Source organism: Pseudodesulfovibrio halophilus DSM 5663 (assembly GCF_059568665.1).
Map to the genome: position 1 here is coordinate 54,411 of NZ_JCANTV010000009.1, position 17,857 is coordinate 72,267.

A 17,857-nucleotide genomic window follows, 5' to 3' on the forward strand; every position below is an offset into this window, starting at 1 on the left:
GTATCGCCCGCTCCCGCTCAGGGGGCGGGCGTTTTCCTTCCCCGTCCCCTTGGCTCCAGATGCGACAGCGCGTATCATGGGGCCGCAATGAAAAGCGACACCCCTCTGCTCCGACTCTTCGTCTACGGTACCCTCAAGCCGGGTTTTCCGCAGCACAGGCACTACTGCGGACCGGACGCGCGCACCTACGCCGCCACCGTGCCGGGCCTGCTCTACCACCTCCCGCAGGGGTATCCCGCCGCCACTGTTGCGCCGGAGAGCATCCTCGCCCACGGCAGCCACGCCCCGGAACTCGACGCGTCCCTTCAGGACACGCACCGGCCCCGAACGAATACTGGTCGGGAACACCCCCGCATCCATGGACAGGTCGTGGAGCTGTCCGACCCCGGACGACTCCTGCCCGCCATCGACGAATACGAGGGGTTCACGCCGGACGGAACCGGCGACTATCTGCGCGTCCTGCTGACGGCCCAGGCCGAGGCCGGGCCGTTAACGGTGTGGATGTATGCGATGAGGTCCGTGCGCCGGGGCCTGCGCGTGCCCGGAGGACGCTGGCCCGAGGGTATGGACGGACTGAAGGGATGATCCGCGCTACTGGCGTTTCTCCATGTCCTCCAGCAGGATGTCCAGCGCCTGCACCGAGATCCGAATTTCCAGAAAAGATACGAAAAGCGACGTCAGCAGGAAGAACAGGCTGAGCCCGAAGAAAATCTGGCCCGCGAGAATCCAGTCCTCGAACAGGCAGACCATGGACAGGATGCAGGTCAGCATGGAGAGCACCCCGAAGCCCTGCATGTTGCGGATCATGTAGACCCTGCGGCGCAGGTTTTCCAGTTGCTTGCGAACCGACTCCTCACCGCCGTTCTTGTACTGATCGTGCAGGGCGCGGATGCGTGCGCCGAGCGACAGGAAGCGGTTGGTGAAGGCCAGCATGAACAGGGAGATGGCCGGGAACAGCAGCGCAGGGGTGGTCATGGATATCTTCACGGGAACACCTTTTTTCAAGAGGTTGCGGTCGCAGGAAGGTTCCTGCGGAGCGCACCGGCTGTCAACGGAAATCGCACGAAAAGGCGGGACGGTTCCGAGAGACCGCCGCCCCGCCCTTCGCGCGACCGCTAGTCGAAAAGCTCCATGGCCGCGTCCACGCTCCAGTCCTCATGCACCACCTTGTGCAGCGCCCTGACGATGCGGGAGGGGTCGGCGTGCTGGAAGATGTTACGTCCGACCGAAAGGCCGGCGCCGCCCGCCTGAATGGAGTCGTGCACCATCTTCACGATATCGCGGTCGCTCTCCAGCTTGGGTCCGCCGGCGATGACCACGGGCACGCCGCAGGCTCCGTCGACCACGTTGCGGAACGTGTCGGGATCGCCGGTGTAGTTGACCTTCACGATGTCCGCGCCGAGTTCCACGCCGACGCGGGCGCAGTGGGCCACCACGGCGGGATCGTACTCGTCCGTCACTTTGGGGCCGCGCGCGTACATCATGGCAAGGACGGGCATGCCCCACTTGTTGGCCTCGGAGCAGACCGCGCCCAGATCCGCGAGCATGCGGGGTTCGGTCTCGTCACCGAGGTTGATGTGCAGCGAGACGGCGTCTGCGCCGAGGCTCAGGGCGTCTTCCACCGTGGCCACGAGGGTCTTGGCGTTGGGGTACGGGGACAGAGAGGTGCTGGCGGAAAGGTGGATGATCAGCCCGATGTCCGGGCCGTAGTTACGATGGGAGCAGCGGGGGATGCCCTTGTGCATGAGCATGGCGTTGGCCCCGCCCTCGGCCACCTCGTTGACGGTCTTGCGCAGGTCCACCAGCCCGTAGATGGGCCCCACGGTCACGCCGTGGTCGATGGGCACGACGATGGTCCTGCCGTTGTTGCGGTTCATGATCCTTTCCATCCGGACGGCTTTTCCAAGATGCATGTCGGTCTCCTGTGTTTTCTGCCCAGACAGGCCCGGGCCAAAAAAAGAGGCCGCGGGCTCGGAGCCTGCGGCCTTGGTGATTGACGTTCGTTCAGCAGTCAGTGCACACCCCGGCCACAGGCGTTCCCAAAAAAGAAAAAGAAGAAAAAGAAACGGGTGGCCGTGATGTTCATGTCTTTTGAATATCCGCGTCGTTCGGAGGTTGTCAATAATTGTTTGCGTGTCGATGCCGTGACGGCGGCCCCCCGGACATGCGCCGGGAGACCGCCCGCAAGGTATCTATCTGCGCAGGTGGGGCAGCTCGAAGCAGCCTTCGCTGACCATCTGCTCGATCTGGGCAACGTCCTTGTCACCGCGCCCGGAGAGGTTCACGATGATGATCTGGTCCTTCTCCATCTCCGGGGCGATGCGCATGGCGTGCGCCAGCGCGTGGGAAGACTCAAGCGCGGGGATGATGCCCTCCATCTGGGACAGCTCGAAGAACGCGTCCACGGCCTCCTTGTCCGAGGCGTGCACATATTCGGCGCGTCCGAGGTCCTTGAGGTGCGCGTGCTCGGGACCCACGCTGGGATAGTCCAGCCCGGCGGAGATGGAGTAGACCTCCGCGGGTTCGCCGGTCTCGTCCTTGAGCATGTAGGAGTTGAAGCCGTGCATGACGCCCGGCTCCCCGAGGCAGATGCTGGCGGCGTGCTCGCCGTAATCCAGTCCGCGCCCCGAAGGTTCGACACCCACGAGCTTCACGCCCTCGTCTTCCACGAAGCCGGAGAAGATGCCGATGGCGTTGGAGCCGCCGCCAACGCAGGCGATGCAGCACTCGGGCAGCTTGCCTTCGGCTTCCAGCACCTGCTTTCTGGCCTCCATGCCCACCACGGACTGGAACTCGCGAACCATGAGCGGGTACGGATGCGGCCCGACCGCGGAACCGAGCAGGTAGAAAGTGTTCTCGGCGTCCTTGACCCACGCGTCCAGCGCCTCGTCCACGGCTTCCTTCAGCGTGCGCTGTCCCGACTCGGCCGGGACCACGTTCGCGCCGAGCATCTGCATGCGGAACACGTTGAGCTTCTGCCGCTCCACGTCCACGGCGCCCATGTGGATGGTGCACTCCATGCCCATGAGGGCGGCTGTGGCTGCGGTCGCCACGCCATGCTGGCCCGCCCCGGTCTCGGCGATGATCTTTTTCTTGCCCATGCGCTTGGCGAGCAGGATCTGGCCGATGGTGTTGTTGACCTTGTGCGCGCCGAGGTGGTTCAGATCCTCGCGCTTGAGGTATATCTTCGCGCCGCCCATCTTCTCGGAAAGATTGGCGCAATGGTACAGCGGGGTTTCACGCCCGGAATAGTTGCTGAGGTAGTAGTGCAGCTCCTCGATGAAGTCCGGATCGTTGCGGTACTTCTCGAAAGCCTCGGCAAGCGTGTTGAGTATGGGAATGATGGGTTCCGGCACGTACTGGCCGCCGTATTCCCCGAAAAAGCCTCTCGCGTCGCAGGTGGTAGTCGTCATTGTTCCTCTCTCCTTGATACATCCGGCAGCGGGCAGACCATACAAAAAACCGCGGTCAGCTCTCACTGCCGCGGTTGGGTATACCTGTTCTTTCAGTTCTCGAATGCAGGCAAATACGTTCCCACGGCGCCGTTACCAGCGCCACCACCAATTCTGCAGGGTGAAAAACGTATCCATTTCGTACTGCATGGCGCAAAAGCTAGGCGAAATTACGCGCCCTTGTCAAGCATCTTGCGACCCTGCGTTTTTTCTTGCCCAAAAACGACGCTGCCCGTAGCGTGGCAGAATGGAATCCTCCGACGACCTCACCACGGGCTCAATCCCGAAACACATACGCAATCTGGCCATCCCGGCCAGTATCGGGCTGTTCTTCAACACCATGTACAACGTGGTGGACACCTGGTTCGCCGGACGCATCGGCACCGAGGCGCAGGCGGCCATGTCCCTGTCGCTGCCTGTATTCTTTCTGGTCATCGCGCTGGGCAGCGGGCTGGCTACCGGCTCCACCGCCCTCATCGGCGAGGCTCTCGGCGGACGCGACCGCGAGCGCGCGGCGTTCGTCTCGATTCAGGCCGCGGTCTTCGGCCTGCTGACCGGCCTGATGCTCACGGTGGTCGGCCCCGTCGCGGCCCGACCGCTCTTCATCTTCATGGGCGCGAGCACCGCATACCTCGACACCTGCATGGAATACATGACCCCGATCTTCATCGGCGCGCCGCTGTTCCTGTTGGTGTACATGTTCAACGCCGTGCTTCAGGCCGCAGGGAACACCCGCGTCTACCGCAACTTTCTCGTGGCCGGGGCCTTTCTCAACTGCGTGCTCGACCCGTGGTTCATCTTCGGCGGATTCGGCCTTCCGGCCATGGGCGTGGCTGGCGTGGCCTGGGCCACCGTGGCCGTGCAGGCGGTGGGCGTGCTCTATCTGGGTTCTCGCGCCAGAAGGACCGGCCTGCTCAGCACCGGACGGGGGCGCTTCCTGATTCCATCTCCCCTGCACTTCGCCCAGATCTCCGGACAGGGGTTCCCGGCCTCCGTGAACTATCTGACCATCGGGCTGGGCATGTTCATCATCAACCACTTCGTCAGCGACTTCGGCAAATCCGCCGTGGCTGCCTACGGCGTGGCCATGCGCGTGGAGCAGGTGGCGCTCATGCCGAGCATAGGACTGAACGTGGCCGCGCTCGCCATGACCGCGCAGAACAACGGAGCCGCCGCCTATGGCCGGGTGCGGCAGTCCATGCGCACCTGCCTGCGCTACGGAGCTTGGCTTACCGTTCCGGCCTGCATCCCGCTTCTTGTCTTCGCCGAACCGTTCATGAGCTTTTTCAGCTCCGACCCGGACGTGATCCGCATCGGTGCGGGGTATCTGCGCGTGGACGCCGTGGCCCTTTACGGCTATGTGGTGATCTTCGTCTGCACCTCCACTCTGCAGGGCCTGAAGCGGCCCATGTTCGCGGTGTGGCTCGGCCTCGCCCGTCAGGCCGTCGCGCCGGCCCTGCTCTTCTGGTTCTTCACCCGCCACCTCGACTACGGCATTTTCGCCATCTGGCTGTCCATCCTCGCCATCGTCTGGGTCTCGGCGGCGGTTTCACTGCGCTACGCCCGAAAGGAGATAGCCTTCAGACTGCCGTCCGAAGAAGGCTAATCCCCTTTTCAAAAAAGGGTATTTTCTATAGCATACGTTTCATCACCAAACCTCAACCGAACGAGCAGGTGTGAATAAAACGGTCATCACGGCGACTCTTGTCACCGCCACACTCGGCATCGTCCTGCTCGCCGTCGCTCACGGCCTTGAACAGGAACGACATGCCAGACGGCAGCGAATGGCCGTCTACCACACCCTTGCCAACGTGCAGACCCAGTTGCGCTGCGCGGCAAGCGAGCGGGCCATGCATCTGCGCTTCTTCCGCGACCGTGCCTCCGACCTCCCCGAACTGGACGCCGACACCTTTTCCCGTCTCACAGGAACGCTGGTGCGGGAGATTCCCGGCATCAGCTCCGTCGAGGTCTTTCACGAGAGCCGCTTGCTGTGGATTTACCCTCAACGCCTGAAAAGCCTCGTGGGAACCACCGAGACCGCGCTCATCCCCCGCCGCCTGCTGGCGCGGCTGGATACCATGGACAACCCTTCGCAGGTGCTGCTGACGCCGCCCATGCCCGGTGATCACAAGGGGACCGACGTGGCCCTGCTGACCACCATCAGGCGCCGCCCGGAGCCGGAGGCCTCTCCCCAAAACTGGGGATACGTGGTCCTCTTCATCGACAACGCCACCTTCCTGCGTCAGGCCGGCGTGGTCGAGGCTTTCCCGAACCTGCGGGTTGCCGTGCGCGAGACAGGGCAGGAAAACCACTTCATCCATGGAGGCCCTGCCGTCTTCGACGCGGACCCGGTTCGGCTCGACGTGCGGGTGCCCGGCGCCAAATGGGAACTTGCGGGGATCCCTGTCGAAGGCTGGAGCGGTTCGCCATACCTCACGCAACTCTGGGGATTCGGCCTGACGCTCGTGCTGACAGGAACCCTCGCCGCATGGCTGCTGACCCGACAGCTCCAGCTGCGCGCAAAGGAGCGCGAAGAATATCGCCACCTCGTCCAGAACGCGCGAACCATCATCCTGCGCTTTGACATCGCCGGACGAATCACCTTCATGAACGACTACGGGCTGCAGTTTTTCGGCTACGAGCAAGAGGAACTGCTGGGGCAGCCCATCATCGGCAGCATCGTCCCCTCAGGCGCACTCTCCGCAGGCGACATGCGCCGCATGCTCGTCCGGCTCATAGACTCTCCCGGCAAACACTCCTTCCACGAGAACGAGAACGTGCTCGCCAGCGGCGAACGAGTCTGGGTTGCCTGGTCCAACAAGGCAGTGCTGGACGGCAGAAAGCGCGTGAAGGAAATCCTGTCGGTGGGAACGGACATCACGGAACGCCGCCGTTTCGAGGAAGCGCTGCGGGAAAGCGAAAAGAAGCACCGCATGCTCGCGGAGAACATCACGGACGTGATCTGGGGACTCGACGCCAACCTGAACTTCACCTACATCACCCCGTCCGATCGCCAGCTCCGAGGGTACCCTCCGGAAGAGGTTCTCGGACGTCCGCTCTGGGATTTCGTCGCACCCGGCTCCCGCAAGACCCTTCTGGACGGCGTGGCCGAGATCGAAACCGCCGAGGGCACCGACGAGCCGCTTCGATCCCTGACCATGACGCTGGAACTCACCCGGCAGGACGGCGGCTCGGTCTGGACGGAGATTCTCTGCACCATCCTCTACAGCGAGGACGCCAAATTCGTGGGCCTTCAGGGCGTGTGCCGGGACATCACCGACCGCATCCGCATACAGGCCCTGCGCGAGGACGTGGAGCGCATGGCCCGGCACGACCTCAAGACGCCGCTGTCCGCCGTCATCAGCCTGCCCGCAGAAGTGATGAAAGAAGGCGTCAGCGATCGGCAGCGCGAGCTGCTCGAGGTCATCGCCAGCGCGGGCAAGTCCATGCTCGACCTTGTGAACCGCTCCCTTGACCTGCACAAGATGGAGACGGGCACCTACGAGCTGGAAGCCACGCCGGTGGACCTCGTCAGGCTCCTGAAGCAGACGCTCGCCGAGCTGCGCTCCCTTGCATCGGAAAAGTCCCTGAGCATTGCGCTGGAGAACGGCGAGGAGAACGTGCTCGTAACGGGGGAAGAGGTGCTGCTGCACAGCATGATATCCAACCTGCTCAAGAACGCTCTGGAAGCATCCCCGGAAGGCGCGGCTGTCTCCGTGCGGCTTCGCACCGCCGGACGGCAGGCCATGCTCTCCATCCGCAACAAGGGCGAGGTCCCCGAGGAGCTGCGGGAGACCTTTTTCAACAAATATTCCCGCTCCGGAAAGTCGAGGGGATCGGGCCTCGGCACCTACTCCGCCCGGCTCGTGGCCCGCACCCACGGCGGCGACATCATTCTCAACACATCCCTCTACGGCGAGACCGAAGTCTCGGTGTCCATCCCGCTCATGCGCGGATAGCCCACGCTCGGCAGCGACATTCCGGCAAATGAAAACGGGCCGCTCCCGAAGGAACGGCCCGTCAGACAATCAATTGCGTCAAACGTCGCGCTATTCGATGACCGTGCCGATGCGGTTGAAGCGGATATCCGTGAGGGATTCCCAAGACCAGTAGATGAACAGGGCTTTGCCCTCGATGGCCTCGCGGTCCACGAAGCCCCAGAAGCGGGAGTCGTGCGAGCCGTCACGGTTGTCGCCCATGACGAAGTATTTGCCCTCGGGCACGATGATCTTCGGCATCTGGTCGCGGTGGGACATGCGGCCCTTGCCGTTGAAGTACTCGTCGTACTGTTCCGGCGGGAGCACGTCGGGCATGCTGGCCGGCCGCGGGTAGACCATGTTGCTTGTGTACCGGGTGAAGTCCTCGTTCACGGGCCTGCCGTTGCGGTAGAGCTGCTTGTCGCGGATTTCCAGCGTGTCGCCGGGAACGCCCACGACGCGCTTGATGAAGTCCACGTCCGGGTTCTCCGGGTACTCGAACACGATGATGTCGTTATGATCGGGTTCGGAGATCGGGATGATGATGTGGTCCGTGAACGGCATCTTCACGCCGTAAAGGAACTTGCTGACCAGCAGGTGATCGCCGATCTGAAGCGTCTCCAGCATGGAGCCGGACGGAATCTTGAACGCCTGCACGATGAAGGTGCGGATGAACAGGGCCAGCAGTCCGGCCACCACCAGTATTTCGAGCGTATCGCGAACGCTTCGGGTCAGGTCCTTCTTCATGAGATTACTCCGATTGGTGTCGGCTAATCCTCGTCGGTCTTGAGCACGGCGAGAAACGCTTCCTGTGGAATTTCGACGTTGCCCATACGGCGCATGCGGCGCTTGCCTTCCTTCTGTTTTTCCAGAAGTTTGCGCTTACGGGTGATGTCGCCGCCGTAACACTTGGCGGTTACGTCCTTGCGAAGGGGCGGGTTGCGCTCCTTGGCCACGATGCGGCTGCCGATGGCTGCCTGTATGACGACCTCGAACATCTGCCGAGGGATGCTTCTCTTGAGCTTGAGCGCGATGGAACGGCCCACGCGGGCGGCCTTTTCGCGGTGGACGATGCAGGAGAACGCGTCCACCGGGTCGCCGTTGATGAGCATGTCCAGCTTGATCATGTCCGCCTCGCGGTAGTCGATGACCTCGTAGTCCAGAGAGGCGTAGCCCTTGGTGCTGGACTTCAGCTTGTCGAAGAAGTCGAACATGATCTCCGCGAAGGGAATCTCGTAGGTGATGATCACGCGGTTGGTGGACATGTAGGCGATGTTCTTCTGGATGCCCCGCTTTTCCTCGCAAAGCGCCAGCACCGCGCCCACAAAGTCGTTGGGCACGTGGACTTCCATACGCACAAACGGCTCTCGGACGCATTCGATCTTGGTCGGGTCCGGGAGCTTGCTCGGGTTGTCGATGACGAGATCCTCGCCGTTGACCGTGGTCACGCCGTACACCACGCTCGGTGCGGTGGTGATCAGCTGCGCCTGAAACTCACGCTCCAACCGCTCCTGAATGATCTCGATGTGCAGCAGGCCGAGAAAGCCGCAGCGGAAGCCGAAGCCCAGCGCCTGCGACGTCTCGGGCTCGAAAGTGAAGGCCGCGTCGTTGAGCTGGAGCTTTTCCAGCGCGGCCTTGAGCGGCTCGTACTGCGAAGGCTCCACGGGATACAGCCCCGCGTAGACCATGGGCTTGACCGGCTTGAAGCCGGGGTAGGCCTTCTCGCAGGGGCGCTCAACCTTGGTGATGGTGTCGCCCACGGGCGCGTCGCCCAGGTCCTTCATGGACGCGCTGACGAAACCGACCTCGCCCGGCCCGAGGCTCTTCACCTCTCTGGGGTCGGGCATGAAGATACCCATGGCCGTGACGTCGAACTTCTTGTCGTTGGACATGATGCGGATCTCGTCGCCCTTCTTGAGGGTGCCGTCCACGATGCGCACCAGTACCACCACGCCCTGATAGGAGTCGTACCACGAATCGAAGATGAGCGCCTTGAGCGGAGCCTCGGGGTCTCCCTCCGGCGGGGGGAGCATGTCCACCACCGCGTCCAGCACCCGGTCCACGCCCTCGCCTGTCTTGGCGGAGATGCAGATGGGGTCGGAGCAGTCGAGGCCGATGCTCTCCTCGATCTCCTCGGCGATGCGCTCGGGTTCGGCGCTCGGCAGGTCGATCTTGTTCAGCACGGGGATGACTTCCAGATCGTTGTCCAGCGCCAGGTAGACGTTGGCCAGCGTCTGGGCCTCCACGCCCTGCGTGGCGTCCACGACAAGGAGCGCGCCCTCGCACGCGGCGAGGCTTCGGGAAACTTCGTAGCTGAAGTCCACATGGCCCGGCGTGTCGATGAGGTTGAGGATGTATTCCTCGCCGTTGCTGTGCTTGTACGGGATGCGGACCGCCTGCGACTTGATGGTGATGCCGCGTTCACGTTCAAGGTCCATCCTGTCGAGATACTGATCCTTTTTCTGGCGCTCGGTCAGCAGCCCCGTCATCTCGAGAATGCGGTCGGCCAGAGTGGACTTGCCATGGTCGATGTGCGCAATGATGCTGAAATTTCTAATATTTTCTCTTTTCATAGTGTGCAGGCCCGGCGGGTTGATGTTTGGACGCAACTGAAGGCCCGGGGTTGCCGGGGAAGCAGGAGATGCTTTTTACGGCACTTCCGTCCATGTGTCCAATATAATGAACCCCGCCATTTAACAAGCGCGGCCGCTTTCGTAAACTCAGCCCGTGTGACCGTTGCGCGCCCTGTACGCCAGCAGGATTCCCGGAATACCGATCGCCGTGAACCCCGTCAGCGCATATTGCAGAGATTTCACGTACAGGTCGATGTTCTCGGACGTCACCGGATTCTGCCCCAGCATGTGGGCCATGACGAGGGTTATGAGAATCATGCCCGAGGTCATGCCCACCGTGCGCATGGTGGCGGTCATGGCCGAGGCCACTCCCAGATGCTTCGGCCCCACGCTGCCCATTATGGAACTCATGTTCGGGGTGGCGAAAAAGGCCGTGCCCACGCCCACGAGCAGCAAAACGGCCACCACGTGCGGCAGGCCGCTGTCCAGCCCGATGAAAGACCCGAGCGCGATCCCGGAGATGGAAAGCAGCATCCCTGTTCCGGCCAGCAGACGCGTCGGCAGCCTGTCCGACAATCTGCCCGAAATGGGCGAGAGCACGGCCATGGTCAGCGGCTGTATCACCAGAATCCCCCCGGCCTCGTGCGCGGTCATCCCCCGCCCGTACTGCAGAAAGACACTCAACAGAAACGTCACGCCGAACGTGGCCGTGTAGTTGATGTACTGGGCCAGATTGCCGAACGAGAACACCCGGTTGCCCCGGAAGAGGCGCATATCCAGCAGCGGATGCGCGCAGTAGAATTCCCACGCGACGAATCCGGCCACAGCCGTCAACCCGCCGGCGAGCCAGTAGACGCCGTACGGCTCGTCAAAGGACGAACTGCCGAAGACGGCCATGCCGATGCCCGAGACCGAGAGCGCCGCCCCGAGCCAGTCGAACCCGCCCTCCGCGCGCCTGCTGAAGGTCATGGGCAGTCCGCGCATTGAAAGCCACAGCGCCGCGAGACACGGCACAAGTCCCGTGAAGAGTACCCAGCGCCAACCGAACATGGTGGTGACCATGCCGCCCAGATACGGCCCCGCCGAGATACCGAGATAGATGCCCGTCACCGAGATGCCGATGGCCTTGCCACGCTCCTCCGGCGGATACGCCTCCGCCAGAAGCGCCATGCCCGGCGAAACCATCATGCTCCCCGCAAAGCCCTGAAAGAGCCGCAGCAGCACGAAATGCTCCATGTCGTGCACGAATCCCAAGGCGAGGGTTATCAGCTGATACAGCGCCAGCCCGATGGTGAAAATCAGCCCGCCGCCGAACATGTCGCACAGCCGCCCCACCGGCAGCAGCAGCATGGCCACCGCCGCGATGTACGATGACTCCACAAGAGACAGCCCCACCGCACTGGCGCCCAGCTCCCGCCCAATGGCAGGCAACGCCACTGCGATCCCGGATACCATGTAGGGCACCGCGAACTGCGTTGTGGTAATTGCAAATAATATCGAATGTTTGCTCTTTGATTCCATGCACTAAAATCCCCAAGGGCGCACCCGCGGACCGCAGTCCGCCCCGGTGCGCCCTCAAATAGTTTACGCTGCAACTAATCCAGTCCGAGGGGAGTGTCAACCGCAGTCCGCGGTTGTGAAAAAGTTCATTACATGGAGTTGATGAGGGTGTTGCCGTCGCCGCCGTTTTCGCCGCCCACGGCGCGGGCCGCCTTGGCGTCCTTGTTCAGCTTGGCCACGATGTCAGTGACGAGCCGGCGCATGGTGGTGCGCTGGACCGGTGTTCTCACCTTTGTGCCGTTCTTCATTTCGGCGTGGATTTCAAACAGCACCTGTGCGTCGGGCCCTTTGGCGTAGCTGTCCTGCTTGGACGCTATCACCTTGACGGACTTGAAGACGTCGCGATGCTTGCCAAGGTAGGCGTGCAGACGTTCCATGCCGTTTTGGGGAATGTCGCCGCTCTTCACATCGCCGGTAAAGGACACCGGCGGGGTGTTCTTGGCGTTGAAGAACAAGGTGCTGCGGCCCTCGAAGAGGTCCAGCCCGAAAAAGGCCACCAGCGAGCCGATCGCGATGACGGCAAGAAGCACGTTTCTGATCACTTCGGCATTTGACACTCTCGACCTGGCAGCCATATGTTCCCCTCTTTGCTGACGTCTTCAGTCGGTCTATAGCACAGGGTTATAACAGGTCAAGACGACCGCTTCTCACGGGAAAAATCCATGTTCGCCACGCTCCTCAAAGGCATGATCATCGGCCTGTCCATCGCCGCCCCCGTTGGCCCCATGGGCGTCCTCTGCATTCAGCGCAGCCTCTCCGGAGGCATGCGCGGCGGCATGGCCGTCGGACTCGGCGTGGCCGTCGCCGACGCCATCTACGGCGCCGTCGCCGGATTCGGCCTGACCTTCATCTCCGGCTTCCTGCTCGACCATCAGGCATGGTTCAAGGTCATCGGCGGCCTCATCCTGCTCTGGATGGGCCTCAAGACACTGCGCCAGCCCACCGAGATGCCCGGATCAGTCGCCACACCGCGACCCGGCGGACTGACCGAGGACTTCGGGACATCCTTCCTGCTGGGCCTGACCAACCCCGCCACCATCGTCTTCTTCATGGCAGTATTCACAGCCTTCGGATCAGAGGGCCTGACCTTCGACGCTTTCGGCGCCTGCGTTCTGGTTCTGGGCGTATTCCTCGGCTCCACCGGCTGGTGGGCCTTCCTCAGCGCCGCATCCAACCGCATGAGGAGCCGCCTGACAGCCAAACTGCCGCTCGTCACGAAGATATCAGGCGGGGTCATCGCCGCGTTCGGCATCGGCTCCTTCGCCAGCCTCATCATGTAATTGGCTTTTTCCGCGCGCTGGAGTACCCTTCAGCAAAACCGGAGCAGGAAATGGCCGAAGGCAAGGATCTCGACATACTGGAAATGCCCTTCGAAGGGCTCACAGCCTACTGGCTGTCCATCCGCAAGATCATGGACACCAGAAAAGGCAAAACCATCGTCCGCGACGAACTCGACGGCACCACGGAAATCTTCATCCGACACCTGCTGGAAACGGTCTTCTCCAAAATGGACGAAGGTCTCGTTCGCAAACTCGCCGAAGTCAAGCGCGACACCCTCCTCGACGACTACCGCCGCAAGATAGACCTCATGCGACTCTCGCTCTTCGCCATAGCCTCAGGCGAGAATCCCCGTGTCACCCTGGTACGCATGGACTCCAAATTCTCACACGCCCCCCTGTCCGAAAAAAAAGCCTTCGAAATGGCCTCGGGGCTTGTTCAGGCCGTCAAACAAAAAGACGCCGACCTCGCCACCCTGCTCGCCGTGGACCACAAGATTCGCTTCGACCAGCTCGTGGTCAAGCTGCTCTTCTTCACCATCTACGCCCGCAGAGAAGGACGCGCCGGACTGGACCGCTTCCTCAGGCACACCAAGTCCCGCTACTTCACCGAAGGACTCTCCCTCGCCATAGACAACTTCGAGCCCGACTTTCTGGCCTACCACCTCGAAGGAATCCGAGACCAGACCATCAACGAAACCAGCCGCAAAATGGACATGTCACTCGAAATGGCCCTCGGCATCCGAGCCAAAATGCCCTACGACGACGTCTTCCGAATCGCCAAAGCCTACATGCCCGGATAAATCGTCTCCGACGGGCAGGGGCGCTGCCCCTGCACCCCGCCAAAGGGGCGGCCCCCCTTTGGAAACCCTGAGTTGTCAGCGCGGTTGCAGCGCACGATCCATGCGACCGCACACCCCGCGCCCAAGCTGCAACCCCGCTGACGGGCTATCTTGGTTCTGAGGGTCTTGGCTGACGGATTCCCTTATCCAAATACAGTTCCCGAAAGCTCCCCCTCAGAGCTTCCAGCAAAGCACCGCAGCAATGTCGGTCAAGGTATAGAGATTCTTTTGCCCGGTCTCGAAGACCCGGACGCTAAACCTCGTCAACCATCGCCCAGGGAAGAAGTTCGGCTAGAGGGCAAACCGGAAAATCTCTGAAGTACAAGGCGTTGCCAAGCTGTTCGGTTTGGTTTGACAAGTTGCCCGAGCAAAAAGGAAGGGATCCGGCGGACCAGTGCCGCCGAGAGCATTCTCAGATGTAGATTTCGCGGATGCCGCGTTTCATGTCGGGGGAGCGTCTCAGCCTGTTGTACTCGCTGGCTGCGGTATCGACGTACTGGACGATGCTTTCGACGAGTCGTTTTCTCGGGCATTTTCTGGGCCAGGACTTGACGACGCCGCTTCCTCGCGGTGTGAGCTTCATGCTCCATGCGAGACGCGTGTTGTCGCGAACTCTCTTTGCGGCTTTCTTGTCTATTTCTATGGACATTTCGGTGAATGTCTTTGCGTGGCGACTCATGGAGCGGTTGAGTTCGCCGATTTCGTTGCTCGTGAGGTTCAGGTCTTTAAGAGAGAGGCCCTTTATGGTGATGCTGGCATTCAGGGCCACTTCGGCCATGGGCGTATAGCCGTGCCGATAGTAGCCCACGGCCAACCCGGCGGCGACTGCAACGGTGAACAGGACGACGATTATCATCGCTTTGCGAGTGAGGTCTCCGCTTTTTCTGTTTCTGCTCTTCCGTGCCATATGGCCTCGCAAAAAGGACTTTTATGAGTAATCTTGGCTCCTGTGGTCAGGAGATTCTTCCATTGGTAAAAAATACTACCCCTCATGCGTGTATGACGCAATTGCTTTTGTCTGTTCACAATTTTGCCGTACCGGTTCTTTCAACAACGGCGAAAGTCTGTCTTTTTCGGATTTCGTAGTTTGAATGCTTCGACTTTCGCCATTCATTACATTCTTGCAAATGTTTCTCTTTTTTTCTATCAAACACCCGCGTTCTTGACGGAGAATCTTCCAATCAGAAAAAAGGATATAATCATGGCAACTCCACATTGCGATCGGGAAGGATTCGCAACGAAACTGGGAGTCCTGACGGCGACGCTCGGTTCCGCGGTCGGGCTGGGCAATATCTGGAAATTTCCCTACATGACGGGAGAGCACGGTGGCGCGGCCTTCCTGCTCATCTACATCCTTGCGACCCTGCTCGTGGGGCTGCCTGTCATGATTTCCGAAATCATGATGGGCCGTTACGCGCGCAGTAACGCCATCAGCACATGGCGCAAGGTTGCCCGCAGCAAGGCCTGGATGCTTGTCGGCGCTTCGGGCGTGGTGGCCGCGTTTGCGATCATGGCGTTTTACACGGACGTCGCGGGCTGGGTGTTCAACTACGTTATCAAGGCTTCTCTGGGTGATCTGAACACGACCGATCCGGCGGTGGCCGAGGGAGTGTTCGGAGCCATGGTCTCCAACCCGTGGTCCTCGCTGGCGTTCCAGTGGGGTGTGCTGGCGCTGGTGAGCACCATCATCATCGGCGGCGTGACCAAGGGCATCGAGAAGACCACCAAAACCTTGATGCCCATTCTTTTCGTGATGCTGGTCGCGGTGTGCATCCGCTCCCTGACCCTGCCCAAGGCCGGGGAAGGCCTGGCGTTCCTGTTCTCGCCCGACTTTTCCAAGATCACCGGGGAAGCGGTCCTCATGGCGCTCGGGCTGGCGTTCTTCAAGCTCTCCATCGGCATGGGCACCATGATGACCTACGGCTCATACTTTCGCCAGGATGCCAACGTCCCTCTGGTGGCCACTCGCGTCATGCTGGCAGACCTGACGGTCTCGCTGCTGGCCGGGATCGCCATCTTTCCGGCGGTCTTCAACTACGGCTTCGAGCCCGCCGCCGGTCCGGGGCTGCTGTTCATGACCATCCCGGCCGTGTTCAGCTCCATGCCCATGGGCCAGCTGTTCATGGTGGTGTTCTTCGTGCTGACTGCCATCGCCACCATCGGCGCCATGCTCTCGCTCTTCGAGGTCCCGGTGGCGTTCTTCACAGAAACGCTCAAGGACTGCTCCCGCCGGAAAGCGACCATCCTCGTGGCGATCGGGCTCGGTCTGTGCGGTGTCCCGGCAACGCTCTCCTTCGGCCCCATGGCCGACGTGAAGCTGTTCGGCCTCAACTTCTTCGACTTCTACGACCAGCTCTCCTCCAACATCCTCATGCCCGCGGGCGGCCTGATGATCTGCCTGTTCGCCGGGTGGCTTTTCGGGCAGGAGAAGGTCAAGGAATGCCTGTCCAACAACAACTCGTTGCACAACGGGGCGGTAATTTCGCTGTTCCTGCTCATCGTGCGCTACGTCTCGCCGCTGCTGGTGCTGCTGGTCATGCTCAACGGCCTCGGTCTGCTGGACCTCTTCGGCTAGCCGCGGTTCACATTCAGATAAAAAACGGCCGCTCCCGGATATCCGGGAGCGGCCGTTTTGCATTTGGCAGCAAAAGGCGGATCAGGCGAAGAAGTCGCGGATGGCGGCCGCCACTTCGCGCACGTCGTCCTTTTCCATGTCGTAATAGAGAGGCAGGCGCAGCAGCGTGTCGCTGACCTGATCGGTGACGTTCAGGTCGCCGAAGGTTCGACCGTAGCGCTCCCCGGCGGGCGAGGAGTGCAGCGGAACGTAGTGGAAGACCGCCTTGATCTCCCGTTCGGCCAGAAAACGAATCAGCTCGGTGCGCTCTTCGAGGCTTTTCAGGATGATGAAATAGAGGTGCCCGTTGCACTCGTGGCAGGCGTCGTTGTCAGGAGCCACGATAGTGCCGCGTTCGGCAAGGTCGGCCAGCTCTTCGCTGTAGACCTGAAACAGTTCACGGCGCTTGGTGTCGATGGCTTCGGCGTTTTCCAGCTGGGCGTGCAGGAACGCGGCGGTCAACTCGCTGGGAAGGTAGGATGAGCCGATGTCCACCCAGGTGTACTTGTCCACCTGTCCCCGGAAGAACTGGCTGCGGTTCGTGCCTTTCTCGCGGATGATCTCGGCGCGATCGAGGAAGCGGTCGTCGTTGATGATCAGCGCGCCGCCTTCGCCGGAGATGACGTTTTTGGTTTCGTGAAAGCTCAGGCAGCCAAAGTGGCCGATGGTCCCGAGCGGCCGGTCGCCGTCAAAGGACATGAGCGACTGCGCCGCGTCTTCGACCACGATGAGGTCGTGCCGCTCGGCGATGTCCATGATCGCCTTCATGTTGCAGGCGCGGCCGCCGTAGTGCACGGGCACTATGGCCTTGGTTCGCTCGGTCACGGCCTGCTCGATGAGAGTCTCGTCGATATTCAGGGTGTCGGGCCGGATGTCCACGAACACCGGGGTGGCGCCGCGCAGCACGAAGGCGTTCGCGGTGGTCACGAAGGTGAACGACGGCATGATGACCTCGTCGCCCGGGCCGACGTCCGCGAGGATGGCGGCCATTTCGAGCGCGCCGGTGCAGGAGTGGGTCAAGAGCACCGACTTGCAGCCCAGCATTTTGCCGAGCAGCTCGTGGCATTGCTTGGTGTACGGGCCGTCGCCGGCCAGATGGCCGTTCTGCACCACGGCGCAGGCGATATTGTACAGTTCCTTGCCGACGATGAACGGCTTATTGAATGGTATCATCGTACCTTCTTGATGTTTTTTGGACGGTCTCGGCCCGCAGGCCGCAGGGTTGGGCCGGGCTGGAGGCGTCGCGGGTTCCTGCCGCTTATAATTGTCACGGCCTCGTGAAGTCAACCACGGTGGCCTCATCCGGCAGGCGCTGCGCGCACGAGCGCAGAAATTTCCTGACGCTGCGCCGAATTGACATGGCGTTTCCCGACTTTGTGACACCTCCGCTCCGCCTGCAAAGCTGTCACCGCTGTCTTCACGCAAGAATTGACGCCAAATTGGCGCTTGACCAAGGCACAGAAGAGGCACAAAACGCATTTTTAAACAAAAATGTTCATTTTACCCCCTTTATGCACAAGTCAAAACACCCCTGAATCCCCTTTTGAAACAAAAATATGTCA

At 61.5% G+C, this 17,857-nt stretch carries 15 protein-coding genes; 6 read left to right on the top strand and 9 right to left on the bottom strand.

The genetic code is table 11. The annotated features are described in order from the left end of the window. The first annotated feature begins 87 nt into the window (after positions 1-87). Positions 88-585 (top strand): gamma-glutamylcyclotransferase family protein, encoded by a 498-nt coding sequence (locus BR24_RS04985; RefSeq protein WP_496540406.1) that lies wholly within the window; start codon positions 88-90, stop codon positions 583-585. A 6-nt stretch (positions 586-591) separates the two neighbouring features. Here the strand turns inward: BR24_RS04985 and BR24_RS04990 are convergent, their stop codons facing one another. The 3 genes from BR24_RS04990 to trpB form a co-directional block, all read right to left on the bottom strand. Next, positions 592-1,005, bottom strand: a complete 414-nt coding sequence (locus BR24_RS04990; protein WP_496540407.1) for a DUF2721 domain-containing protein — start codon at positions 1,003-1,005, stop codon at positions 592-594. Between the two features lie 110 nt (positions 1,006-1,115). Continuing rightward, positions 1,116-1,913: a 2-amino-3,7-dideoxy-D-threo-hept-6-ulosonate synthase gene (locus tag BR24_RS04995; RefSeq protein ID WP_496540408.1), complete on the bottom strand. Its 798-nt coding sequence runs from the start codon at positions 1,911-1,913 to the stop codon at positions 1,116-1,118. Positions 1,914-2,192: 279 nt separating this feature from the next. Beyond that, positions 2,193-3,413, bottom strand: coding sequence for a tryptophan synthase subunit beta (trpB, locus tag BR24_RS05000; protein ID WP_496540409.1), 1,221 nt, complete (start codon positions 3,411-3,413; stop codon positions 2,193-2,195). Between the two features lie 286 nt (positions 3,414-3,699). Between trpB and BR24_RS05005 the strand changes: the two genes are divergently transcribed. Next, complete coding sequence (locus BR24_RS05005) at positions 3,700-5,058, top strand: MATE family efflux transporter (protein ID WP_496540410.1); 1,359 nt, start codon at positions 3,700-3,702, stop codon at positions 5,056-5,058. A gap of 70 nt (positions 5,059-5,128) precedes the next feature. After that, a complete protein-coding gene (locus tag BR24_RS05010; RefSeq protein WP_496540411.1) occupies positions 5,129-7,411 on the top strand; it encodes a PAS domain S-box protein in 2,283 nt (760 codons plus the stop codon). A 90-nt stretch (positions 7,412-7,501) separates the two neighbouring features. On the opposite strand, the gene lepB is transcribed toward BR24_RS05010, so the two are convergent. From lepB to BR24_RS05030, 4 genes are all read right to left on the bottom strand, one after another. Continuing rightward, positions 7,502-8,176 carry a signal peptidase I gene (lepB, locus tag BR24_RS05015; RefSeq protein ID WP_496540412.1) on the bottom strand — a complete coding sequence of 225 codons (675 nt, stop codon included), beginning with the start codon at positions 8,174-8,176 and terminating at the stop codon, positions 7,502-7,504. Between the two features lie 23 nt (positions 8,177-8,199). Further along, the gene (lepA, locus tag BR24_RS05020; protein ID WP_496540413.1) at positions 8,200-10,002 is read right to left on the bottom strand and encodes a translation elongation factor 4; all 1,803 of its coding nucleotides are present in this window, start codon (positions 10,000-10,002) and stop codon (positions 8,200-8,202) included. 147 nt (positions 10,003-10,149) lie between these two features. Continuing rightward, positions 10,150-11,523, bottom strand: coding sequence for an MFS transporter (locus BR24_RS05025; RefSeq protein WP_496540414.1), 1,374 nt, complete (start codon positions 11,521-11,523; stop codon positions 10,150-10,152). A gap of 128 nt (positions 11,524-11,651) precedes the next feature. After that, positions 11,652-12,137 (bottom strand): hypothetical protein, encoded by a 486-nt coding sequence (locus BR24_RS05030; protein ID WP_496540415.1) that lies wholly within the window; start codon positions 12,135-12,137, stop codon positions 11,652-11,654. An 87-nt stretch (positions 12,138-12,224) separates the two neighbouring features. Between BR24_RS05030 and BR24_RS05035 the strand changes: the two genes are divergently transcribed. Both BR24_RS05035 and BR24_RS05040 read left to right on the top strand, forming a co-directional pair. After that, on the top strand, positions 12,225-12,842 hold the full coding sequence (locus BR24_RS05035) for a LysE family translocator (RefSeq protein ID WP_496540416.1): 618 nt from the start codon (positions 12,225-12,227) through the stop codon (positions 12,840-12,842). A 50-nt stretch (positions 12,843-12,892) separates the two neighbouring features. After that, positions 12,893-13,642: a hypothetical protein gene (locus tag BR24_RS05040; protein ID WP_496540417.1), complete on the top strand. Its 750-nt coding sequence runs from the start codon at positions 12,893-12,895 to the stop codon at positions 13,640-13,642. Between the two features lie 451 nt (positions 13,643-14,093). On the opposite strand, the gene BR24_RS05045 is transcribed toward BR24_RS05040, so the two are convergent. Next, positions 14,094-14,588, bottom strand: a complete 495-nt coding sequence (locus BR24_RS05045) for a hypothetical protein (RefSeq protein WP_496540418.1) — start codon at positions 14,586-14,588, stop codon at positions 14,094-14,096. Positions 14,589-14,882: 294 nt separating this feature from the next. Here BR24_RS05045 and BR24_RS05050 point away from each other — a divergent pair, with 294 nt between their 5' ends. Next, on the top strand, positions 14,883-16,256 hold the full coding sequence (locus BR24_RS05050) for a sodium-dependent transporter (protein WP_496540419.1): 1,374 nt from the start codon (positions 14,883-14,885) through the stop codon (positions 16,254-16,256). Between the two features lie 81 nt (positions 16,257-16,337). Here BR24_RS05050 and rffA read toward each other — a convergent pair whose 3' ends face one another. Continuing rightward, a complete protein-coding gene (gene rffA, locus BR24_RS05055) occupies positions 16,338-17,468 on the bottom strand; it encodes a dTDP-4-amino-4,6-dideoxygalactose transaminase (protein ID WP_496540420.1) in 1,131 nt (376 codons plus the stop codon). Positions 17,469-17,857 lie beyond the last annotated feature (389 nt).

Excerpts from the sequence above, each read along its gene's own strand:
- lepA (WP_496540413.1), bottom strand. The coding sequence starts at position 10,002 with ATGAAAAGAGAAAATATTAGAAATTTCAGCATCATTGCGCACATCGAC.
- rffA (WP_496540420.1), bottom strand. The coding sequence starts at position 17,468 with ATGATACCATTCAATAAGCCGTTCATCGTCGGCAAGGAACTGTACAAT.
- BR24_RS04995 (WP_496540408.1), bottom strand. The coding sequence starts at position 1,913 with ATGCATCTTGGAAAAGCCGTCCGGATGGAAAGGATCATGAACCGCAAC.
- BR24_RS05005 (WP_496540410.1), top strand. The coding sequence starts at position 3,700 with ATGGAATCCTCCGACGACCTCACCACGGGCTCAATCCCGAAACACATA.
- BR24_RS05035 (WP_496540416.1), top strand. The coding sequence starts at position 12,225 with ATGTTCGCCACGCTCCTCAAAGGCATGATCATCGGCCTGTCCATCGCC.
- BR24_RS05025 (WP_496540414.1), bottom strand. The coding sequence starts at position 11,523 with ATGGAATCAAAGAGCAAACATTCGATATTATTTGCAATTACCACAACG.
- BR24_RS05050 (WP_496540419.1), top strand. The coding sequence starts at position 14,883 with ATGGCAACTCCACATTGCGATCGGGAAGGATTCGCAACGAAACTGGGA.
- BR24_RS04985 (WP_496540406.1), top strand. The coding sequence starts at position 88 with ATGAAAAGCGACACCCCTCTGCTCCGACTCTTCGTCTACGGTACCCTC.
- BR24_RS05040 (WP_496540417.1), top strand. The coding sequence starts at position 12,893 with ATGGCCGAAGGCAAGGATCTCGACATACTGGAAATGCCCTTCGAAGGG.
- BR24_RS05030 (WP_496540415.1), bottom strand. The coding sequence starts at position 12,137 with ATGGCTGCCAGGTCGAGAGTGTCAAATGCCGAAGTGATCAGAAACGTG.
- lepB (WP_496540412.1), bottom strand. The coding sequence starts at position 8,176 with ATGAAGAAGGACCTGACCCGAAGCGTTCGCGATACGCTCGAAATACTG.
- trpB (WP_496540409.1), bottom strand. The coding sequence starts at position 3,413 with ATGACGACTACCACCTGCGACGCGAGAGGCTTTTTCGGGGAATACGGC.
- BR24_RS05045 (WP_496540418.1), bottom strand. The coding sequence starts at position 14,588 with ATGGCACGGAAGAGCAGAAACAGAAAAAGCGGAGACCTCACTCGCAAA.